Source organism: Streptomyces roseus, from assembly GCF_001044425.1.
GTDB classification, from domain to species: domain Bacteria; phylum Actinomycetota; class Actinomycetes; order Streptomycetales; family Streptomycetaceae; genus Streptomyces; species Streptomyces roseus.
The window spans coordinates 20,751-36,825 of the sequence record NZ_LFML01000015.1; the positions used below are offsets into that span (position 1 = coordinate 20,751).

Genomic DNA, 16,075 nt, shown 5'->3' on the forward strand with positions numbered 1-16,075 from the left:
GAACGTTTGCGGTCGCGCAGGGGTGCGCGTACGTGACGGCGGCGCCGACGTATGGGGCGTACGGGGTGAACAGGGGGATTCGCGTGCCGACCGCCATTGCCGTCACCAGCGCAGATCTGGTGCTTCCGGCCCCCGACCGGCACACACCGCCGGCCGTCGTCCTGCACCCGCCCGGACAGCTCGACCTCGCGGGAGCCCTCGCCGAGACCAGCGCCCTGCTGGAGCGCCACGGCCACCTCGTGGCCGTCGTACCGCCCTGGTTGCCGACGGCGACCGTCCAGCGGCTGCGCACCGTACGGGCCATCCTGGAGACCGACCGGATCGCCCTCCTCGACATCGATCTGCCCCCACTGGCCACGGCCCTGCTGGTGCGTCAGCTGCGCCAGCTCAGCGTGTGCGACTTCAGCCCCGGAATCATCGCCTGCGCGGCCCGGCTGCTCTCCCACTACATCCACGCCGGGGCCCTGCTGGGCTCGGTCGCCAGACTGGACCGGGTCCCGGTGGGCCTCAAGGCGCACGCCCGCTCCTGGTCGCCGGGCGCCCAGTTCGCCGTACTCGCCCACCCGACCCCGCACCTGGCCAGGCTGACCGGCTCCGGCGGGGGCGGCGCCCACGCCGGGGGCTCCGCGCTGCCGCCCGGACCGGCCTACGCCACCCACCTGACCTTCGCGCGCGGCCAGCTCTCCTCCGACTGGGTCACGGCCGAACTCGCCCCCGCCTGGCGGGTCCAGGGCGTGATGGAGAACCCGCTCCCCGCCGACTCCCCCGCGTGGTGGGCCACGGCGAAGCTGATCGAGTTCGCGGCCGCCATCCCGGACCCCTCCGTGCTCTACCAGCTGGTCGCCTCCGTCCGCCGCGAGGAGTGCCACTGGTGCGGCCTCGAACTGATCGGCGACCGCTGCGGCTTCTGCGCCGCTCCCCTGGCCGCCCCGCCGCCGGCCGGGACCGGGGAGCGCACCGCGCCGCCGGCCTTCGCCGGCGTCCCCAGACCAAGACACTGACCGGCTGACCGATCGAAGAACGGCGAGGTAGTACGGCCCATGAACTCACGCCAGCGCCGCGGCGTCATCCTGCTGCTCCTGTCGGTCCTGTGCGCCCTCGCGGCGTTCGGCGGGGTCCTCGTGGTGATCGGCGACGTCAATTCCAAGGTCGGGGCCGAGGTCACCGCCTACCGCGCCAAGGGCGACATCCCGCCGTACAGCCCGCTGTCGGCGGGCCAGTTCGAGGAGATCTCCATCCCCAAGCGCTGGCTGTCCGACACCGCCGTGACCGATCTGGGCCGGCTCAAGGACAAGATCGCGCTCACCACCCTGCGCAAGGGCTCGCTGCTCCAGTCGGACATGTTCGTCGACAAACCGCAGCTCCAGCCGGGGGAGCAGGAGATCGCGATCATGATCGACGCGTCGACGGGGGTGGCCGGCAAGATCTACTCCGGCGCCAAGGTCAACATCATCGCCACCTTCAAGGGGGCCAAGGAGTCCGACCCCTCCCGCTCGGTGATCATCGTGGCCAACGCCCGCGTCCTGAACGTCGGCCGACTCACCGCCCTCGACAAGGACAGCGACAAGAAGGGCCCCGCCGAGGCGGTCCCGATCACCTTCGCCCTGAACACCAAGGACACCCAGCGCGTCGCGTACGCCGAGTCCTTCGCGGAGCACGTGCGCCTGGCCCTGGTGGCCCCCGGCACCGACTCCGCGCCCGGCCCGGGCGACCGTACGTACACCCTCGACGGGGACAAGTGAGGCCCGGATGACCACCCGAATCCTCCCCGCGGCCGCCGACCCGGACGCCGCCCGCGCCATCTCCTCCCTCCTCAGCCAGCTCCCGGCCGCCGAACCGGGCGCCCCGGTCCCCGACTCCACCACCCTGCTCGACACGCTGGGGCGGCTGGCCGCCGAGTCCATCGACGAGCTGCCCGAGGTGGTCCTCGTACACGAGCGGATCGGGCCGGTGCCCGCGCTCGACCTCATCCGCGAGGTGGCCCTGCGGTTCCCCGCGGTGGGCGTGGTGCTGGTCTCCTCGGACGCCGGACCGGCGGTGTTCTCCGCCGCCATGGACTCGGGCGCCCGGGGCGTGATCGGACTGCCGCTCGCCTACGAGGAGCTCGCCGCCCGCGTCCAGGCCGCCGCCCAGTGGTCCACGGGCGTACGCCGCCACCTGGGCCGGGGGGCCGACGCGTTCACCGGCCCCGGCGGCAAGGTGGTCACCGTCGCCGGGGCCAAGGGCGGCGTCGGCACCACCTTCGCCGCCGTGCAGTTCGCGCTGGCCGCGGCCGCCTCGGGGCGGCGTACGGCCCTGGTCGACATGGACCTCCAGGCCGGCGACGTCGGCTCCTACCTCGACGTGCAGTTCCGGCGCTCGATCGCCGACCTCGCCGGGATCCACGACATCTCCCCGCGGGTGCTCCAGGACGCGGTGTACGAGGACCGGACCGGGCTCGCGCTGCTGCTGGCCCCCGCGGAGGGCGAGCGGGGCGAGGAGGTCGACGAGCGCGCCGCCCGGCACATCGTCGGAGCCCTGCGCAGCCGGTACGAGCTCGTCGTCATCGACTGCGGCTCCCAGGTGACCGGCGCGAACGCGGCGGCCGTGGAGATGGCGGACGTGGCCGTCCTGGTCACCACCCCGGACGTGGTCTGCGTACGGGCGGCCAAGCGGCTGGTGCGGATGTGGGAGAGGCTCCAGGTGCGCAAGGCCGAGGACACCGCGATGGTGGTCAACCGCTGGAGCAAGCACACGGAGATCCAGCCCTCCCTGATCGAGAAGATCACCAAGACGCGGGCCACCCGGACCCCGGTGCCCGCCGCCTTCAAGGAGCTCCAGGCGGTGGTGGACGCCGGCCGGGTGCAGGACCTCGACAACCGCTCCGCCGTCAAGCGGGCGCTGTGGACCCTGGCGGGCGAACTCGGCCTGCTGGCCGCCCCGTCCGAGGCGGAGCCCGAGGCCGCCGCCGCGGGTTTCCCGGGCGCGGCCCTGGCGGTGCGGACCGCGGGCCCGGTGGCGCGGCTGCGCCGGGGCCGGGAGGGCTGACGGATGTCCGCGCGCAGACCCGTACGGGACCGCGGACAGGTGGCGGTCGAGTTCGTCGGCATGGTGCCGCTGATCCTGCTGCTCGTGGCGGCGGTCTGGGAGTGCGTACTGATCGGGTACGCGTTCTCGCTGGCGGGCAACGCGGCGGACGAGGCGGCCCGCGTGGGCGCGGTGCACGGGGACGGGGCGTGCGATGCGGCGGCGCGCCGGCACATCGCGGGCGCCTGGCACATGAGCGTGCGCTGCGGCGCGTCGGGCGACGTCTACAAGGCGACCGTGGAACTCAACCTGCCGGTCTTCTTCCCGGGCCTGGACATCGGTACGCCGATCACGGGCGAGGGCGGCTCCCCGAAGGAAGAGGAGGACTGAGGTGGGACGAGAACGCGACCGGGGCCAAGTGGCCCTGGAGTACATCGGCTTCATCCCGATCCTGCTGTTCGTCGCGCTCTGCGGGATCCAGCTGGGCTGGGTCGCGTACGTGGAGCAGCAGGCGGACACCGCCGCCCGCACCGCCGCCCGCGTGGAGGCCCGCAAGGGCGAGGGCGGGGAGGCGGCCGGAAAGGCGGCGATCCGGCCGAGCCTCGCCTCGCTGGCGGTGATCGACGTCGCCGAGACGCGCGACGCGGTGACGGCGAGGGTGAGCATCACCGTCAGGTCGATCGTGCCCGGCCTGGACCCCGTCAAGGCCGAGCGAACGGCCGTCATGCCCAACGACGATCCGAAGGGGTGAGCGCACCATGAGCCTGCGTTCCCGCGTCAACGCCCCCGACGACCGGCACAGTCCGCGCGAGGACGGCCGGCTGGTCTCCGCGTACCGCGCGAAGCTGCTGGAGGAGATCGACCTCGCCGAGATGTCGGCGCTCGCGCCCGCCGAGCGCCGCGCGCGGCTGGAGCGCGTACTCGGGCACATCATCAGCCGCGAGGGCCCGGTCCTGTCCACCGTCGAGCGGGCGCAGCTGATCCGCCGCGTCGTGGACGAGGCGCTCGGCCTCGGCGTGCTCGAACCGCTCCTGGAAGACGCCTCCATCTCCGAGATCATGGTCAACGGACCGGACCAGATCTTCGTCGAGCGCGCCGGCCGGGTCGAACAGCTGCCGCTGCGCTTCGCCTCGAACGAGCAGCTGATGCAGACCATCGAGCGCATCGTCTCCACCGTCAACCGGCGCGTGGACGAGGCCAATCCGATGGTCGACGCGCGCCTGCCCAGCGGCGAGCGCGTCAACGTGATCATCCCGCCGCTCTCCCTGACCGGCGCCACCCTCACGATCCGCCGCTTCCCGCGCGCCTTCACCCTGCACGAGATGATCGGCCTCGGCTCGCTGGACGAGCAGATGCTCCTGCTGCTGTCCGGGCTGGTCCAGGCGAAGATGAACGTCATCGTCTCCGGGGCCACCGGCACCGGCAAGACCACCCTCCTCAACGCCCTCTCCGGACTGATCCCGGAAGGCGAGCGGATCATCACCATCGAGGACTCGGCGGAGCTCCAGCTCCAGCAGGCCCACGTCATCCGCCTCGAATCCCGCCCGGCGAACGTCGAGGGCAAGGGCCGGATCACCATCCGCGACCTCGTACGCAACTCCCTGCGCATGCGCCCCGACCGCATCATCGTCGGCGAGGTCCGCGGCGGCGAGACCCTCGACATGCTCCAGGCGATGTCCACCGGCCACGACGGCTCCCTGGCCACCGTCCACGCCAACAGCGCCGAGGACGCGCTCATGCGCCTGCAGACCCTCGCGTCGATGTCCGAGGTGGAGGTCCCCTTCGAGGCCCTCCAGGACCAGATCAACAGCGCCGTGAACGTGGTCGTCCAGCTGACCCGGTTCGGCGACGGCTCGCGCCGCCTCACCGAGATCGCCATCCTCGATTCGCACGGGCGCGAGCCCTTCCGGATCACCACCGTCTGCCGGTTCGCCGCCCAGCCGATGGGCGCCGACGGCCGCGTGCACGGGTACTTCGAGTACCACCCGCTGCCGCGCCGGATCGCGGACCGCCTCTACATGAACAACCAGCCGATCCCGCAGGCCTTCGGGGTCGCCATGTCCGACGACCAGCTCGCCACCCGCATCACCCGGACCGTCCTGTGAACCCACTGATCCTCCTCACCCTCGGCATCACCCTGCTGGCCTGCGTCCTCGTGGTCGCGGGCGTCCAGGCGTACGCCGCCGGCCGCGCCCAGCGCGCCGCCCTCGTCGAACGCCTCGCCGCCGACGGCGCACCGGAGCCCTCGGGCCGCCGGCGCCGCTTCCCCGGGGTGGACCGGCGGCTGCGCCGGACCGCCCTCGGCAGACGGATCGAGCTGAAACTGGCCGTGACCGGCCTGGACCTCACTCCCGGCGAGTTCTTCGTCTACGTGCTGATGTCGGTGGCCGGGGTGTGGCTGGTCGCGGCCAGCTTCCTGGCCCCCTTCTTCGGGCCGGTCGCCGGCCTGATCGGCCTGTGGGCGGCCGACGCGTACCTCAACTGGCAGCGGGCCCGGCGCAGCGAGCGGTTCATCAACCAGCTGCCCGAGCTCGCGAGGATCCTGGCCAACGCCACCCAGGCCGGGCTGGCCCTCCGTACCGCCATCGCCATAGCGGCGGAGGAGCTGGAGGCCCCCGCCGGCGAGGAACTCTCCCGCGTCGCCGACCGGCTCGCCGTCGGCCACTCCATCGACGAGGCACTGGGCGAGATCGCCGAACGGCTGCCCTCGCGCGAGCTGGTCGTCCTCGTCTCGACGCTGGTGCTGTCCGCGCGCGCGGGCGGCGCGATCGTCGGCAGCCTGCGCAACCTGACCGTGACACTGGAACAGCGCAAGGAGACGCGGCGCGAGGTCCGCACCCAGCTCTCCCAGGTGACGGTCACCGCCTACCTGGTACCGGCGATCGGGCTCGGCTCGCTGCTGCTCGTGAACGCGATGATGCCGGGTGCGCTGGACCGGATGACCGGCGCGTTCTTCGGCCAGACGGCCGTGCTGGTGGCGATCGGGCTCTTCACGCTGGGCTTCGTCCTGATCCGGCGGCTCTCGAAGATCGACGTGTGAGGGGGCGACGACGGACATGACGGCCCTGCTGCTCGCCGTACTGCTGGGGATCTCGGTCCTCGGCGTCTTCCACGGCATCCGCCTCTACCGCGCCGAGGTCAAACTGCCGAGCGACCTCGCGCTCGCCCTGGAGGTCGGCGCCACCCGTACGACCGCCGTCGGATCGGCCGTCGACCGCCTCGGCATCCGCTGGGCGCCGCTCGTCCTGCGGCTGATGGGCCCGGCCCGGGTCGCCCGCAAGCGCCGCCAGATCGACCTGGCGGGCAATCCGGCGGGCCTGACGATAGACCGGTACGCGGCGCGCCGCGCGGTGTACGGGTTCCTCGGCGCGCTCGGCGCGTTCGCCATGCTGATCAACGGGCAGCTCGTACCGGCCCTGCTGATGGTCGCGTTCGGCCTCTTCTGGATCGAGGTCGGCCTGTGGTCGGCGATCCGGGTCCGGCGCGACCACATCGAGCGGACGCTCCCCGACTTCCTGGACGTGCTCGCGGTCGTGGTGAGCGCGGGGCTCGGCTTCCGGCAGGCGCTGGAGCGGGTGGCGGCCAAGTACGACGGCCCCTGGTCCGACGAGATCCGGATCACCCTGCAACAGATGGACATGGGCGTCAGCCGCCGCCAGGCCTTCGACGAGCTGCGCAGGCGCAACGACTCCGAGCAGGTGGCGCAGTTCGTGACCGCGCTGCTCCAGGGCGAGGAACTGGGCTCGCCGATCGTGGACACGCTGATCGCGATCGCCGAGGACATGCGCCGTACGGATGCCCAGAACGCCCGCCGGCGTGCGGCCCGCGCCGTCCCGAAGGCCACGTTCGCGGTGACCATGTTCATGCTGCCCGGGACGCTGATCCTGCTGGTGTGCGGCTTCGTGTACGGCGCGGACGTGGACTTCGGCGCACTGCTCGGGGGCGGGTGAACCATGGCGGTCCTCCACATCCCCCTCGCGGGGCCGGCCGTACGCGGGAAGACCGCGGCGGCGGGGGCCGGGGAACTCTCCCCGGCGCTGCGCTCCAACGCGCTGCGGGCGCTCTGCCGGCGGGTGTTCGCCTTCCGGATGGTGATGATCGGTCTGGGCGCGCCGCTGGCGCTGGGGCGCACGGCGGCCGGCGGGCCGACGTACCTGGTCGGCGGCGCGATCCTGCTCACCTTCATGCTCTCGTACGTGCTCTTCCGCGACTGGGAGCGCTTCGGGCCGCTGCTGCTGGACCACCGCTGGCTGCTCGCCCCGGACCTGGCCTGCTGCGGGCTGCTGCTGGTCACGGCGCGGCCGGAGTCCCCGCTCGGCTTCGCCGTGCTCTGCACCCCGCTGCTGGCCGGGCTGGTCTACGGGTGGCGCGGCTCGGCGGTGTACGCGGCCGTCGCGGCGGTGGCCGTGGCCGCGGTGGCCGGCGGGCTGACGCTGCCGGCGCTGTGCCTGCTGGCGGGGGCGGCGGGGGCCTCGCTGCGGGACCTCCTCATCCGCTTCGGCGCGGCGAGCGCGGCCCTGACCGAGGCGAGGGCCCGGCTGGCGGCGGCCGAGGCGGTACGCGCCGAACGGGACCACCTGGCCCGCGAGATGCACGACTCGGTGGCGAAGACCCTGCACGGCCTGGCCCTGGCGGCGGACGCCCTGGCCCGCACCACGGACCCGGCGACCGTGCGCCGCCAGGCGGCCTTCCTCTCCGGTGCGGCGCGCGCGGCGGCGGCGCAGTCCCGGGCCCTGCTGACGGACCTGCGCCGGGAACCGGAGGGGACCGCGACCGCCCTGGCGGCCGAACTCCGCCGCCTGGTCGGCACGGAAGCGGAGCTGCGCACGCGGGGGCCCCTCCCGGAGCCGCCCGCCTCGGTGGCCCACCACATCCTGTCGATCACCGCGGAGGCCCTGGAGAACGCCCGCCGCCACGCGGCGGCCTCGCGGGTGACGGTCACGGCGGCAGCGGACCCGACGGAGCTCACCGTGACCATCGAGGACGACGGCCGCGGCCTCCCCCCGGGTGCCCGGCACACCCGGGGCCGCTACGGGCTGCTCGGCATGGCGGAACGCGCGCGGGCGATGGGCGGCCGGCTGACGATCGAGGCCCGGCGGCCCGGCCCCGGGACGGTGGTGGCGCTGCGCGTGCCGCTCGCGGCCCTGACCCCGGAGGGGAGCCCGTGATGCCGCTGCGCATCCTGATCGCCGACGACAACCCGGTGGTACGGGCGGGTCTGGCGTCCCTCCTGGCGACGGCGCGGGACCTGGTGGTGGTGGCCCAGGCGGCGGACGGCCGCGAAGCCCTGAGCCTGACCCGCAGGCACGCCCCGGACGTGATCCTGCTGGACGTGCGCATGCCGGGCGTCGACGGCATCTCGGCGCTGCCGCACCTCGTACAGCTGGCGCCCGTACTGATGCTGACGTACAGCCAGGAGTCGGAAGTCGTCCGGGAAGCGCTGCTGCTGGGCGCGGGCGGCTACCTGGTCCACGGCGAGTTCACGCCGGAAGACCTGGTCAGGGCGGTCCGGGACGTCCGCGAGGGCCGGGCCCACTTCACGGCGACGGCGGCGAGCGCGCTCCTCGCGGAACTCCGTACCTCTTCGCAACCGCAACGAAGTGTGGCACGCTCTTCCGAGGGACTGCACAACTCGGTTCTCTTCGGCCTGAGTTCGAGGGAGGCGGAGATCATGGACCTCATCGCGTCCGGGATGAGCAACCAGCAGATCGCCGCCGCCTGCTTCATCAGCGAGAAGACGGTGAAGAACCACATCAACCGCATCTTCGCGAAGCTCCAGAGCACGAGCCGCAGCGAGGCGATAGCACGCTGGCTGGGAACCGCCCGTCCAGGAGTGAGCGGCCATGGGTAGACGGAGTGCGCAGTGGGTCCGTAATTGGGCCCCGGGACCCTTGGTGGACACCGGTGACTCCCCGTACGGTCCGCAAACCAGCAGCGTCACCGGCCCGGGAGGAAACCCCCATGTTGCAGAACACCCTGGCGAGGATGCGGAACCGGTACGGAACCAGGCCCTCCCGGGACCGAGGCCAGACGGCCTTCGAATACCTGGGCATCATCCTGGTGGTGGTAGTGATCATCGGCGCAATCGTCGGCACGGGCATCGGTCAGAGCATCACCAACAAGATCAAGGATCAGATCACCGCCATCACAGCGGGCAAGTGACAGCCCACCGACCTGGTGATCGAGGGCAGGCCTTCCCCATCTACATCGTGGTGGTTGCCGGCCTGCTTTTCGCCGCGTTGGCGTTCTTCGCGGTCGGGATGGCAGGTGCGACCCGTAGTAACGCCCAAGGTGCGGCGGATGCCGGGGCACTCGCTGCTGCGCGTGAAGCGAGGGACAACGCATTTCTGGGCCTCGACCTGCTCAGCCTCACCCCCGCCGATTGGGGGAAGATCGTCAACGGCGATCTCCTCAACGAGACGGGCGCGTGTGGGAAAGCCGTCGACTTCGCCACGTTGAACGATGCCGATGCGGAGTGTGAACCTGCCCTGCCCAAGTTCACGGTCAAGGTGACGACCAAGGGCACCGTCGGAAACTCGGTCGTGCCGGGTGCCAGTGGCACGAAGGGCAAAGCAACGGCCACGGCATTGATCGAACCGCGATGCACTCTGCGGTCGGCTCCGACCCCTGCCCCCACACCGACTCCGGCGCCAACACCGAGCCCATCGCCGTCTCCTGGGGAGGCGAGTGTCGCTTTCGTGTGCAGTGGGAAGACCCTCACGTTGGATCCCGCGAAACCAGGCCCGTTGTCCCGGCTGGCGAGAACGCTCTTCAGCGTGCGACTGGTCGACTGACAGCTAACGAGAGACAAGGAAACTGCGTAGATGAGCATGCGGCACAAGGTGCAAGTCCGCGGGGGAGCGGCCGTTGCGGTTGCGGCGGTCTTGGCCCTCACATTGGCCGGATGCGGCGGCAGCGACGACAAGCCGTCAGGTGCGCAGAGCTCCTCCGCCCCGAAGCCCGCTGGGGGTGTCTCGCAGCAGCCGTCAGCCGGCAACCAGAGTTCAGCTCCTCCGGCAGTGATCGCGACGGCGGCCGGGGAGGACGGGGTTGTCCTCGAAGTCAACGAGGCCAAGCGCGATGGCGGCGGGTTCCTCACGGTGAGCGGCCAACTCAAGAACACCAGCGACAAGGATTTCAGCCACACCACGGCATGGCGCGGCAACGAACTCACGAGCAGCGGCGAGTCGGTTGCGGGGGCCACTTTGGTCGACAAGGCAGGAAAGAAGCGCTACTACGTGCTGCGCGACACCGAGGGAAGGTGTCTTTGCACCACAGGGGTGAACTCGATCGGAGCCGGCAAGTCGATGCCGTTCTTCGTTCAGTTTCCCGCGCCCCCGACGAACACTGCCGAGGTTGAATTCAACCTCCCCACCTTCGCAACGGCCACCATCAAAATCTCCGGGTGACCCCCATGAATAAACGCCACCGCGTCTCCGCATCCACCGCCGTCGTCGGCCTCGTCATCGCCGGGGTCCACTTCATCGGGGCGACCAGCGCCCACGCCGACGGGGTCAAGCCCTCCGTGCCCCCCGGCACCGAGCCCTCGGCCTCCGCGCCCGTGCCCATCGACTCCAGTGCCCCCGGCTTGAAGATCCCCCAGGGTGGAACCCTCGCTCCGGTCAAGGTCCTGGACATCGCCGAGGTCGTCGAGGACCTCGGCGGTGAGCAGCGGCGGCAGGAGACCAACCAGACCGTCATGATGGCCCTCCAGTCGGAGGTGCTCTTCCCCGAGAACAGTGCCGTCTTCAACGCCCAGGCCGCCGCCCGGATACAGGCCATCGCCAACGAGATCAACACGCAGAAGGCCACCCGCGTCCGGGTCTTCGGCTTCACCGACGACCAGGGCAGCTACGAGCACGGCAAGGAACTCTCCAAGCAGCGCGCCGACGCGGTCCAGGCCGAGCTCGCCAAGACCGTCACCAGTCCCGGCGTCGTCTACGACGTGCGCGGCTACAGCGAGGACTACCCGATCGCCGACAACGGCACCGAGGAAGGCCGCAAGAAGAACCGCCGCGTCGAGATCACCTTCCCCCGCACCACCCCGGCCGGCGGCAGCTAGGACCGCCGGGCGGACGCGCCCCGGGCGCGCCCCCTCAGGCCCCGGCGGCCCGCATCAGTGTGGCCGCCGCCGCGGCCGCGTTGTGGGCCGGGGCGGGGCCGGGGGTCAGGGCGGCCACCACCGTGGCACCCTCGACCAGGATCAGCAGCTGGTCCGCGAGGTCCTCGCGCCCGGCTCCGGCGGCCTCCGCCAGGAGTTCCTGCAGCTCCGCCTTGTGGCGGCGTACGACGTCCAGCACCGCGGCGGGGCCCGTGCCCAGCTCCCCGTACGCGTTCAGGAACGCGCAGCCCCGGAAGTCCGGCTCCGAGAACCACGCGGCCAGCCACGCGAAGACCGCCCCGACCGGATCGGCGGCCTCCGCCACCGCGCCGCGCAGACTCGCCGTCCACCGCCGGTCGCGACGGTCGAGGTAGGCCGCGACCAGGGCTTCCTTGGCCGGGAAGACCTTGTAGAGCCGCTTGAGCGGTACGCCCGACTCCGTGCGGATGCGGTCCATGCCGACGGCCTGGATGCCCTCGGCGTAGAACAGCGCCTCCGCCGCGTCCAGCAGCCGGGTCCGGGCCTCTTCGTCGTCCATGAAGGCAGCGTAGCCCAGGATCGCTTGCATTGAGAACGGTCGTTCTCTAGTGTCCTCACGCATAGAGAACGACCGTTCTCGCAGGCTCTCCCGTTGAGGTGTCCGTCATGACCGAAGCCCCCGCCCTGCGCCCGCCCCTGCCGCCCTTCACCGAGGAATCCGCCCGCGCCAAGGTCCAGGCCGCCGAGGACGCCTGGAACAGCCGCGACCCCGAGCGCGTGGCCCTCGCGTACACCGAGAACTCGTTCTGGCGAAACCGCGACCGCTTCCTCAGCGGCCGGGACGAGATCCGTGAGTTCCTCGCCGAGAAGTGGGAGCGCGAACTCGACTACCGGCTCCGCAAGGAGCTGTGGGCGTACACCGGCAACCGCATCTCCGTCCGCTTCGTATACGAGTGGCACGACGCGTCCGGCCAGTGGTGGCGCAGCCACGGCAACGAGCAGTGGGAGTTCGAGGACGATGGGCTGATGCGCCGCCGCGAGGCCAGCATCAACGACGTCCCGATCACCCCCGGGGACCGGCGCCTCACCTGACAGGTGTGCCGCCCGCCGGCCCGCGGTACTACGAGATCGGGGCGCCCCGGCCCGCGTGGCCGCCAGCTCCTTCGGGGCCTCTACCGCCCTCGGCCTCGCCGCCCGCCGTCCCAAGCTGCTGCGCAGCCTGGCCATCGTCGGCGAGCTCGCGAGCGCGCTCGGCGGCCGGGCGCGGATGCGGACGCTGGTCGGGGACGGCCACCTCCCCCACCTCACCCATCCGGAGCGCTATGCCGAGGACCTCACGGCGTTCATCAGGTCGAGTTGCGGTACCGGTCCGGCCGCCGCGAGCCCGGCATGATCGGCGGGGCGCCTCCTGAGGGTCATCTCCTGTCGGCGGCCCCCAGTCCGGTCAGGGCCTGGGTGACCAGGTCGCTCTGGTGGGTGGTGCCGGCGAGGTTGGGGTGGAGGCCCGTGCAGGCCTCCCCCGTGGCGGGGATCGCGCGGCAGAGGTCGGACGGCTGGTCGGTCTGGGTGCCGGGGCCGGTGAGGTCGTCCTTGAGCCCGTACATCCACCGCTGGTCGGGGGCCGCGCAGACACCGTGTCCGGTGCTGGAGGCGTACGTGTCCACGTAGACCGCGCCGGCCCGCTCGGCCTGGGTGCGCAGGACGGTGTTGACCCGGCGCTCCAACGCGTCGAGGAAGGGCATGTCCGCCTTGGTGACGGTGCCGAGCTGGCGCCAGGACCCGAAGGAGCAGCCGCTGGTGTCGGCGACGACGGCCGGGTACCCGACGACCGCCACCTTGGCGTGCGGCGCGCGGGCCCGGATCTCCTTCAGGGCGGTCGCGAGGTCCGCTTCCAGGGCGGTGAACCTGGCGTCCAGCCGGCTCTGGCCGGAACCGCGGGTGTAGTGGGTGGAACAGGGGCTGCCGGTTCCGAACGAGGCGATGCCCTGCGCGATGCATCGCGCGACGACATCGACGAAGCCGATGGAGTTGCCGCCGATCCCGAGCGTGACGAGATCGGTGGCGGCGGTGACGGCCTGGATCTGGGCCGGCCGGGGCGCCCAGCCGCCCTGGGGCGGGACGGACGGTGGCCCGGTGAGCTCGGTCTGGGGTTCCAGGACGCCGGCTCTGACCTGGGCGGCGGAACACGTGACGTCGGTCAGGCGGAGGGTGAGTCGGCGGGCGGTCTGCTGCGGATAGCTGAGCGTGGAGCGGCCGCAGCCGTCCTCGTCGGCCCAGGGCCGCACGAAGGCGCCGGCGCTGTACGAGTCGCCGAGGGCGGTGTAGTCGAGGGGGGTCAGCTCGCCGCTGTCGGCGGCGGCGGACGTGGGGGAGAGGGTCGCGGCCAAGGCGGTGAGGGTGAGGGCTGCGGCGGCTGCGAGGCGCATGGTCCGGTCCTTCGGGTGATGCGCCGGCCCGGGCGGCCGAGACGCATCACCCAAAGTAGCGGCTTTGACTACGGAGAGTAGCGAAGCGCGACTCAAACCCCCGGATCGAGTGATCGCGCGTCAGGCATTGCCCTCGCGGGCGTGCCGGGCCCGCGTCCTCACGAAGCCTGGTGGGCCTGCGTGATGAGGTCCGTCGCGACCTCCAGGGCCGCCAGCCGGGTCTCCTCCGGGTTGCCCTCCACGTGCTGGAGGAACATCATTCCGGCGTGCAGGGTGAACAGCGCGCTCACGCACCGCACTTGGTCCGTCAGCGGCCCGTCCTCCGTCCGCAACAGCTCCACCAGCGTGAACAGCCGGCGCTTCACGGTCTCGCCGATGCTCAGCTCCCGCATCGTCGCCTGGTTCTCCTGCATGAAGCGGTACAGCGGCGAGCCCGCCGCCATCGCCTCGCTGTAGCGGCGCAGCACCTCGCGCTTCATCTCCAGTGTGTGCGGCTGCCGCTCCGCCCAGTCGATCAGCTCGTCGATCGGCCGGGTCAGGTCCTCGAAGACGCTGATGATGATGTCTTCCTTGGTCTTGAAGTGGTAGTACAGCGCCGCCTTCGTGACCTCCAGCCGCTCCGCGATCTCGCGCAGCGACGTCTTCTCGTACCCCTGCTCGGCGAAGAGCTCCAGCGCGACGTCCTGGATGCGCTGGCGCGTATTGCCGCGGCGCGCCTGCGGACTGCTACTGGACATGGCTCTCCCAAACTACTTACTTGACGCCCGGCTAGTGACGGGTCTACCTTCCCCAGTGTAGTGAACTAGCCGGGCGGCAAGTAAGGGCCCGGAGCGCATGGGTAAACGGGGAGTGACATGGCTGAAAACATCAACGCGGCGGAGATCTCCGAGGAGGTGAAGCCGCGCAGCGTCCGTGTCGTCCTCATGGCACTCATGATCGCGATGCTCCTCGCCATGCTCGACAACATGATCATCGGTACCGCGATGCCGACGATCGTCGGCGAGCTCGGCGGCCTGGAGCACCTTTCCTGGGTGGTCACCGCGTACACGCTGGCGACCGCCGCCTCCACCCCCATATGGGGGAAGATCGGCGACATGTACGGGCGGAAGGGCTCCTTCCTCACCTCCATCGTGATCTTCCTGATCGGCTCCGCGCTCAGCGGCATGGCCCAGGACATGGCCCAGCTGATCGGCTTCCGCGCCGTCCAGGGCCTCGGCGCCGGCGGCCTGATGGTCGGCGTCATGGCGATCATCGGCGACCTGATCCCGCCCCGCGAGCGCGGCAAGTACCAGGGCATGATGGCCGGCGTGATGGCCCTCGCCATGATCGGCGGCCCGCTGGTCGGCGGCACCATCACCGACCACCTCGGCTGGCGCTGGTCCTTCTACATCAACCTGCCGCTCGGCGCCGTCGCCCTCGCGATGGTCACCGCCGTCCTGCACCTGCCGAAGAAGGCCGGGGGCCAGCGGCCGAAGATCGACTACCTGGGCGCGGCCCTCCTGACCGTCGCCATCACCTCGACCGTCCTCGTCACGACCTGGGGCGGCACCGAGTACGCGTGGGGCTCCGGCCAGATCATCGGCCTGATCGTCGTCGGCGTCGTGTCCATCGCCGCCTTCCTCTTCGCCGAGACCAAGGCCGCCGAGCCGGTCATGCCGCTGCACATCTTCCGCAGCCGCAACTTCACGCTCATGTCGATCATCGGCTTCCTCGTCGGTTTCGCGATGTTCGGCGGCGTGCTCTACCTGCCGCTGTTCCAGCAGTCGGTCCAGGGAGCCTCCGCCACCAACTCCGGCCTGCTGCTCCTGCCGATGCTGCTCTCGATGATGGTCGTCTCGCTGATCGCGGGCCGCGTCACCACCAGCAGCGGCAAGTACAAGATCTTCCCGATCGCGGGCGGCGCGCTCATGGTCGTGGGGCTCTTCCTGCTCGCGCAGATGAACACCGACACCACGCGTCTGATGTCCGGCGTCTACATGGCCGTCCTCGGCGCCGGCCTCGGCTTCCTGATGCAGATCACCATGCTGGTAGCTCAGAACAGCGTGGACATGAAGGACATGGGCGTCGCGTCCTCCTCGGCCACCCTCTTCCGTACGCTCGGCGGCTCGTTCGGCGTGGCCCTGATGGGTTCGCTGTTCACCAGCCAGGTCACCCAGACCATGACCGAGCGCCTCGGTCCGGGCGCCGCCACCGCAGCGGGCTCCGCCCAGCTCGACGCGGCCAGCCTGGCCAAGCTGAAGCCGGCGATCCGCGAGGCCTACCAGCACGCGGTCGCCGCCGGTACGCACTCGGCGTTCCTCCTCGGCGCGGGCGTCGCCGTACTGGGCTTCGTGGCGGCCTGGTTCGTCAAGGAGGTCCCGCTGCGGGGCGCGGGTCCGGCCCAGGGCGGGGACGCGGCCGACGGCAGCGGGGCGCAGGCTCCGGCGCAGTCCCTCGCGCACTGACCCCAGGCCCCCCCCGAACCCGGCAGCCTCCGGGTTCACGGTTCATCGGCCCGGCCCCGGCGGATTCCCGCCGGGGCCGGGCTTTTTCACGCCCCGACGCCGTGGGGCGCGGGGTCCAT

At 71.5% G+C, this 16,075-nt stretch carries 20 protein-coding genes; 17 read left to right on the forward strand and 3 right to left on the reverse strand.

Annotated elements, in window-relative coordinates; translation table 11 throughout:
- The first annotated feature begins 83 nt into the window (after positions 1 to 83).
- The 14 genes from ACS04_RS03785 (at position 84) to ACS04_RS03845 (ending at position 11,068) form a co-directional block, all read left to right on the forward strand.
- Positions 84 to 1,001, forward strand: a complete 918-nt coding sequence (locus ACS04_RS03785) for a hypothetical protein (protein WP_048475035.1) — start codon at positions 84 to 86, stop codon at positions 999 to 1,001.
- A 39-nt stretch (positions 1,002 to 1,040) separates the two neighbouring features.
- Positions 1,041 to 1,742 (forward strand): Flp pilus assembly protein CpaB, encoded by a 702-nt coding sequence (cpaB, locus tag ACS04_RS03790; RefSeq protein WP_048475036.1) that lies wholly within the window; start codon positions 1,041 to 1,043, stop codon positions 1,740 to 1,742.
- 7 nt (positions 1,743 to 1,749) lie between these two features.
- Positions 1,750 to 3,027, forward strand: a complete 1,278-nt coding sequence (locus ACS04_RS03795) for a CpaE/TadZ family protein (protein WP_048475037.1) — start codon at positions 1,750 to 1,752, stop codon at positions 3,025 to 3,027.
- A gap of 3 nt (positions 3,028 to 3,030) precedes the next feature.
- Complete coding sequence (locus tag ACS04_RS03800; protein ID WP_048475038.1) at positions 3,031 to 3,396, forward strand: TadE/TadG family type IV pilus assembly protein; 366 nt, start codon at positions 3,031 to 3,033, stop codon at positions 3,394 to 3,396.
- A 1-nt stretch (position 3,397) separates the two neighbouring features.
- Positions 3,398 to 3,757 (forward strand): TadE/TadG family type IV pilus assembly protein, encoded by a 360-nt coding sequence (locus ACS04_RS03805; protein ID WP_048475039.1) that lies wholly within the window; start codon positions 3,398 to 3,400, stop codon positions 3,755 to 3,757.
- Positions 3,758 to 3,764: 7 nt separating this feature from the next.
- The gene (locus ACS04_RS03810; protein ID WP_048475040.1) at positions 3,765 to 5,111 is read left to right on the forward strand and encodes a TadA family conjugal transfer-associated ATPase; all 1,347 of its coding nucleotides are present in this window, start codon (positions 3,765 to 3,767) and stop codon (positions 5,109 to 5,111) included.
- The gene (locus ACS04_RS03815; RefSeq protein ID WP_048475041.1) at positions 5,108 to 6,046 is read left to right on the forward strand and encodes a type II secretion system F family protein; all 939 of its coding nucleotides are present in this window, start codon (positions 5,108 to 5,110) and stop codon (positions 6,044 to 6,046) included. The genes ACS04_RS03810 and ACS04_RS03815 overlap by 4 nt, the downstream gene beginning before the upstream one ends.
- Before the next feature lie 16 nt (positions 6,047 to 6,062).
- A complete protein-coding gene (locus ACS04_RS03820; protein ID WP_048475042.1) occupies positions 6,063 to 6,956 on the forward strand; it encodes a DUF5936 domain-containing protein in 894 nt (297 codons plus the stop codon).
- A 3-nt stretch (positions 6,957 to 6,959) separates the two neighbouring features.
- Entirely contained in the window at positions 6,960 to 8,174 is a 1,215-nt protein-coding gene (locus tag ACS04_RS03825) for a sensor histidine kinase (protein WP_048475043.1), read from the forward strand.
- Positions 8,174 to 8,857 carry a response regulator gene (locus tag ACS04_RS03830; RefSeq protein ID WP_048475044.1) on the forward strand — a complete coding sequence of 228 codons (684 nt, stop codon included), beginning with the start codon at positions 8,174 to 8,176 and terminating at the stop codon, positions 8,855 to 8,857. The genes ACS04_RS03825 and ACS04_RS03830 overlap by 1 nt, the downstream gene beginning before the upstream one ends.
- Before the next feature lie 110 nt (positions 8,858 to 8,967).
- Positions 8,968 to 9,168, forward strand: a complete 201-nt coding sequence (locus ACS04_RS03835; RefSeq protein WP_048475045.1) for a hypothetical protein — start codon at positions 8,968 to 8,970, stop codon at positions 9,166 to 9,168.
- Positions 9,165 to 9,800, forward strand: coding sequence for a pilus assembly protein TadG-related protein (locus ACS04_RS36025; RefSeq protein ID WP_078864398.1), 636 nt, complete (start codon positions 9,165 to 9,167; stop codon positions 9,798 to 9,800). Before ACS04_RS03835 ends, ACS04_RS36025 begins: the two co-directional genes overlap by 4 nt.
- A 30-nt stretch (positions 9,801 to 9,830) precedes the next feature.
- Positions 9,831 to 10,415 (forward strand): hypothetical protein, encoded by a 585-nt coding sequence (locus ACS04_RS03840; RefSeq protein WP_048475046.1) that lies wholly within the window; start codon positions 9,831 to 9,833, stop codon positions 10,413 to 10,415.
- A 5-nt stretch (positions 10,416 to 10,420) separates the two neighbouring features.
- Positions 10,421 to 11,068: an OmpA family protein gene (locus ACS04_RS03845; RefSeq protein WP_048475047.1), complete on the forward strand. Its 648-nt coding sequence runs from the start codon at positions 10,421 to 10,423 to the stop codon at positions 11,066 to 11,068.
- Positions 11,069 to 11,102: 34 nt separating this feature from the next.
- On the opposite strand, the gene ACS04_RS03850 is transcribed toward ACS04_RS03845, so the two are convergent.
- The gene (locus ACS04_RS03850) at positions 11,103 to 11,645 is read right to left on the reverse strand and encodes a TetR/AcrR family transcriptional regulator (RefSeq protein WP_048475103.1); all 543 of its coding nucleotides are present in this window, start codon (positions 11,643 to 11,645) and stop codon (positions 11,103 to 11,105) included.
- Positions 11,646 to 11,752: 107 nt separating this feature from the next.
- Between ACS04_RS03850 and ACS04_RS03855 the strand changes: the two genes are divergently transcribed.
- The gene (locus tag ACS04_RS03855) at positions 11,753 to 12,178 is read left to right on the forward strand and encodes a nuclear transport factor 2 family protein (RefSeq protein ID WP_048475048.1); all 426 of its coding nucleotides are present in this window, start codon (positions 11,753 to 11,755) and stop codon (positions 12,176 to 12,178) included.
- A gap of 55 nt (positions 12,179 to 12,233) precedes the next feature.
- On the forward strand, positions 12,234 to 12,479 hold the full coding sequence (locus tag ACS04_RS03860) for a hypothetical protein (RefSeq protein WP_048475049.1): 246 nt from the start codon (positions 12,234 to 12,236) through the stop codon (positions 12,477 to 12,479).
- Positions 12,480 to 12,501: 22 nt separating this feature from the next.
- Here ACS04_RS03860 and ACS04_RS03865 read toward each other — a convergent pair whose 3' ends face one another.
- Together ACS04_RS03865 and ACS04_RS03870 are read right to left on the reverse strand one after the other, a co-directional pair.
- Positions 12,502 to 13,512, reverse strand: a complete 1,011-nt coding sequence (locus ACS04_RS03865) for an SGNH/GDSL hydrolase family protein (RefSeq protein WP_048475050.1) — start codon at positions 13,510 to 13,512, stop codon at positions 12,502 to 12,504.
- Positions 13,513 to 13,670: 158 nt separating this feature from the next.
- On the reverse strand, positions 13,671 to 14,249 hold the full coding sequence (locus tag ACS04_RS03870; protein ID WP_048475051.1) for a TetR/AcrR family transcriptional regulator: 579 nt from the start codon (positions 14,247 to 14,249) through the stop codon (positions 13,671 to 13,673).
- 117 nt (positions 14,250 to 14,366) lie between these two features.
- Here ACS04_RS03870 and ACS04_RS03875 point away from each other — a divergent pair, with 117 nt between their 5' ends.
- Entirely contained in the window at positions 14,367 to 15,956 is a 1,590-nt protein-coding gene (locus ACS04_RS03875) for an MDR family MFS transporter (protein ID WP_048475052.1), read from the forward strand.
- The last annotated feature ends 119 nt before the right edge of the window (positions 15,957 to 16,075 follow it).

Bases quoted from the DNA above. Each gene is read 5' to 3' on its own strand.
- cpaB (WP_048475036.1), top strand. From the start codon at position 1,041: ATGAACTCACGCCAGCGCCGCGGCGTCATCCTGCTGCTCCTGTCGGTC.
- ACS04_RS03795 (WP_048475037.1), top strand. From the start codon at position 1,750: ATGACCACCCGAATCCTCCCCGCGGCCGCCGACCCGGACGCCGCCCGC.
- ACS04_RS03800 (WP_048475038.1), top strand. From the start codon at position 3,031: ATGTCCGCGCGCAGACCCGTACGGGACCGCGGACAGGTGGCGGTCGAG.
- ACS04_RS03810 (WP_048475040.1), top strand. From the start codon at position 3,765: ATGAGCCTGCGTTCCCGCGTCAACGCCCCCGACGACCGGCACAGTCCG.
- ACS04_RS03820 (WP_048475042.1), top strand. From the start codon at position 6,063: ATGACGGCCCTGCTGCTCGCCGTACTGCTGGGGATCTCGGTCCTCGGC.
- ACS04_RS03825 (WP_048475043.1), top strand. From the start codon at position 6,960: ATGGCGGTCCTCCACATCCCCCTCGCGGGGCCGGCCGTACGCGGGAAG.
- ACS04_RS03830 (WP_048475044.1), top strand. From the start codon at position 8,174: ATGCCGCTGCGCATCCTGATCGCCGACGACAACCCGGTGGTACGGGCG.
- ACS04_RS03835 (WP_048475045.1), top strand. From the start codon at position 8,968: ATGTTGCAGAACACCCTGGCGAGGATGCGGAACCGGTACGGAACCAGG.
- ACS04_RS03840 (WP_048475046.1), top strand. From the start codon at position 9,831: ATGAGCATGCGGCACAAGGTGCAAGTCCGCGGGGGAGCGGCCGTTGCG.
- ACS04_RS03845 (WP_048475047.1), top strand. From the start codon at position 10,421: ATGAATAAACGCCACCGCGTCTCCGCATCCACCGCCGTCGTCGGCCTC.
- ACS04_RS03850 (WP_048475103.1), bottom strand. From the start codon at position 11,645: ATGGACGACGAAGAGGCCCGGACCCGGCTGCTGGACGCGGCGGAGGCG.
- ACS04_RS03855 (WP_048475048.1), top strand. From the start codon at position 11,753: ATGACCGAAGCCCCCGCCCTGCGCCCGCCCCTGCCGCCCTTCACCGAG.
- ACS04_RS03865 (WP_048475050.1), bottom strand. From the start codon at position 13,512: ATGCGCCTCGCAGCCGCCGCAGCCCTCACCCTCACCGCCTTGGCCGCG.
- ACS04_RS03870 (WP_048475051.1), bottom strand. From the start codon at position 14,249: ATGTCCAGTAGCAGTCCGCAGGCGCGCCGCGGCAATACGCGCCAGCGC.
- ACS04_RS03875 (WP_048475052.1), top strand. From the start codon at position 14,367: ATGGCTGAAAACATCAACGCGGCGGAGATCTCCGAGGAGGTGAAGCCG.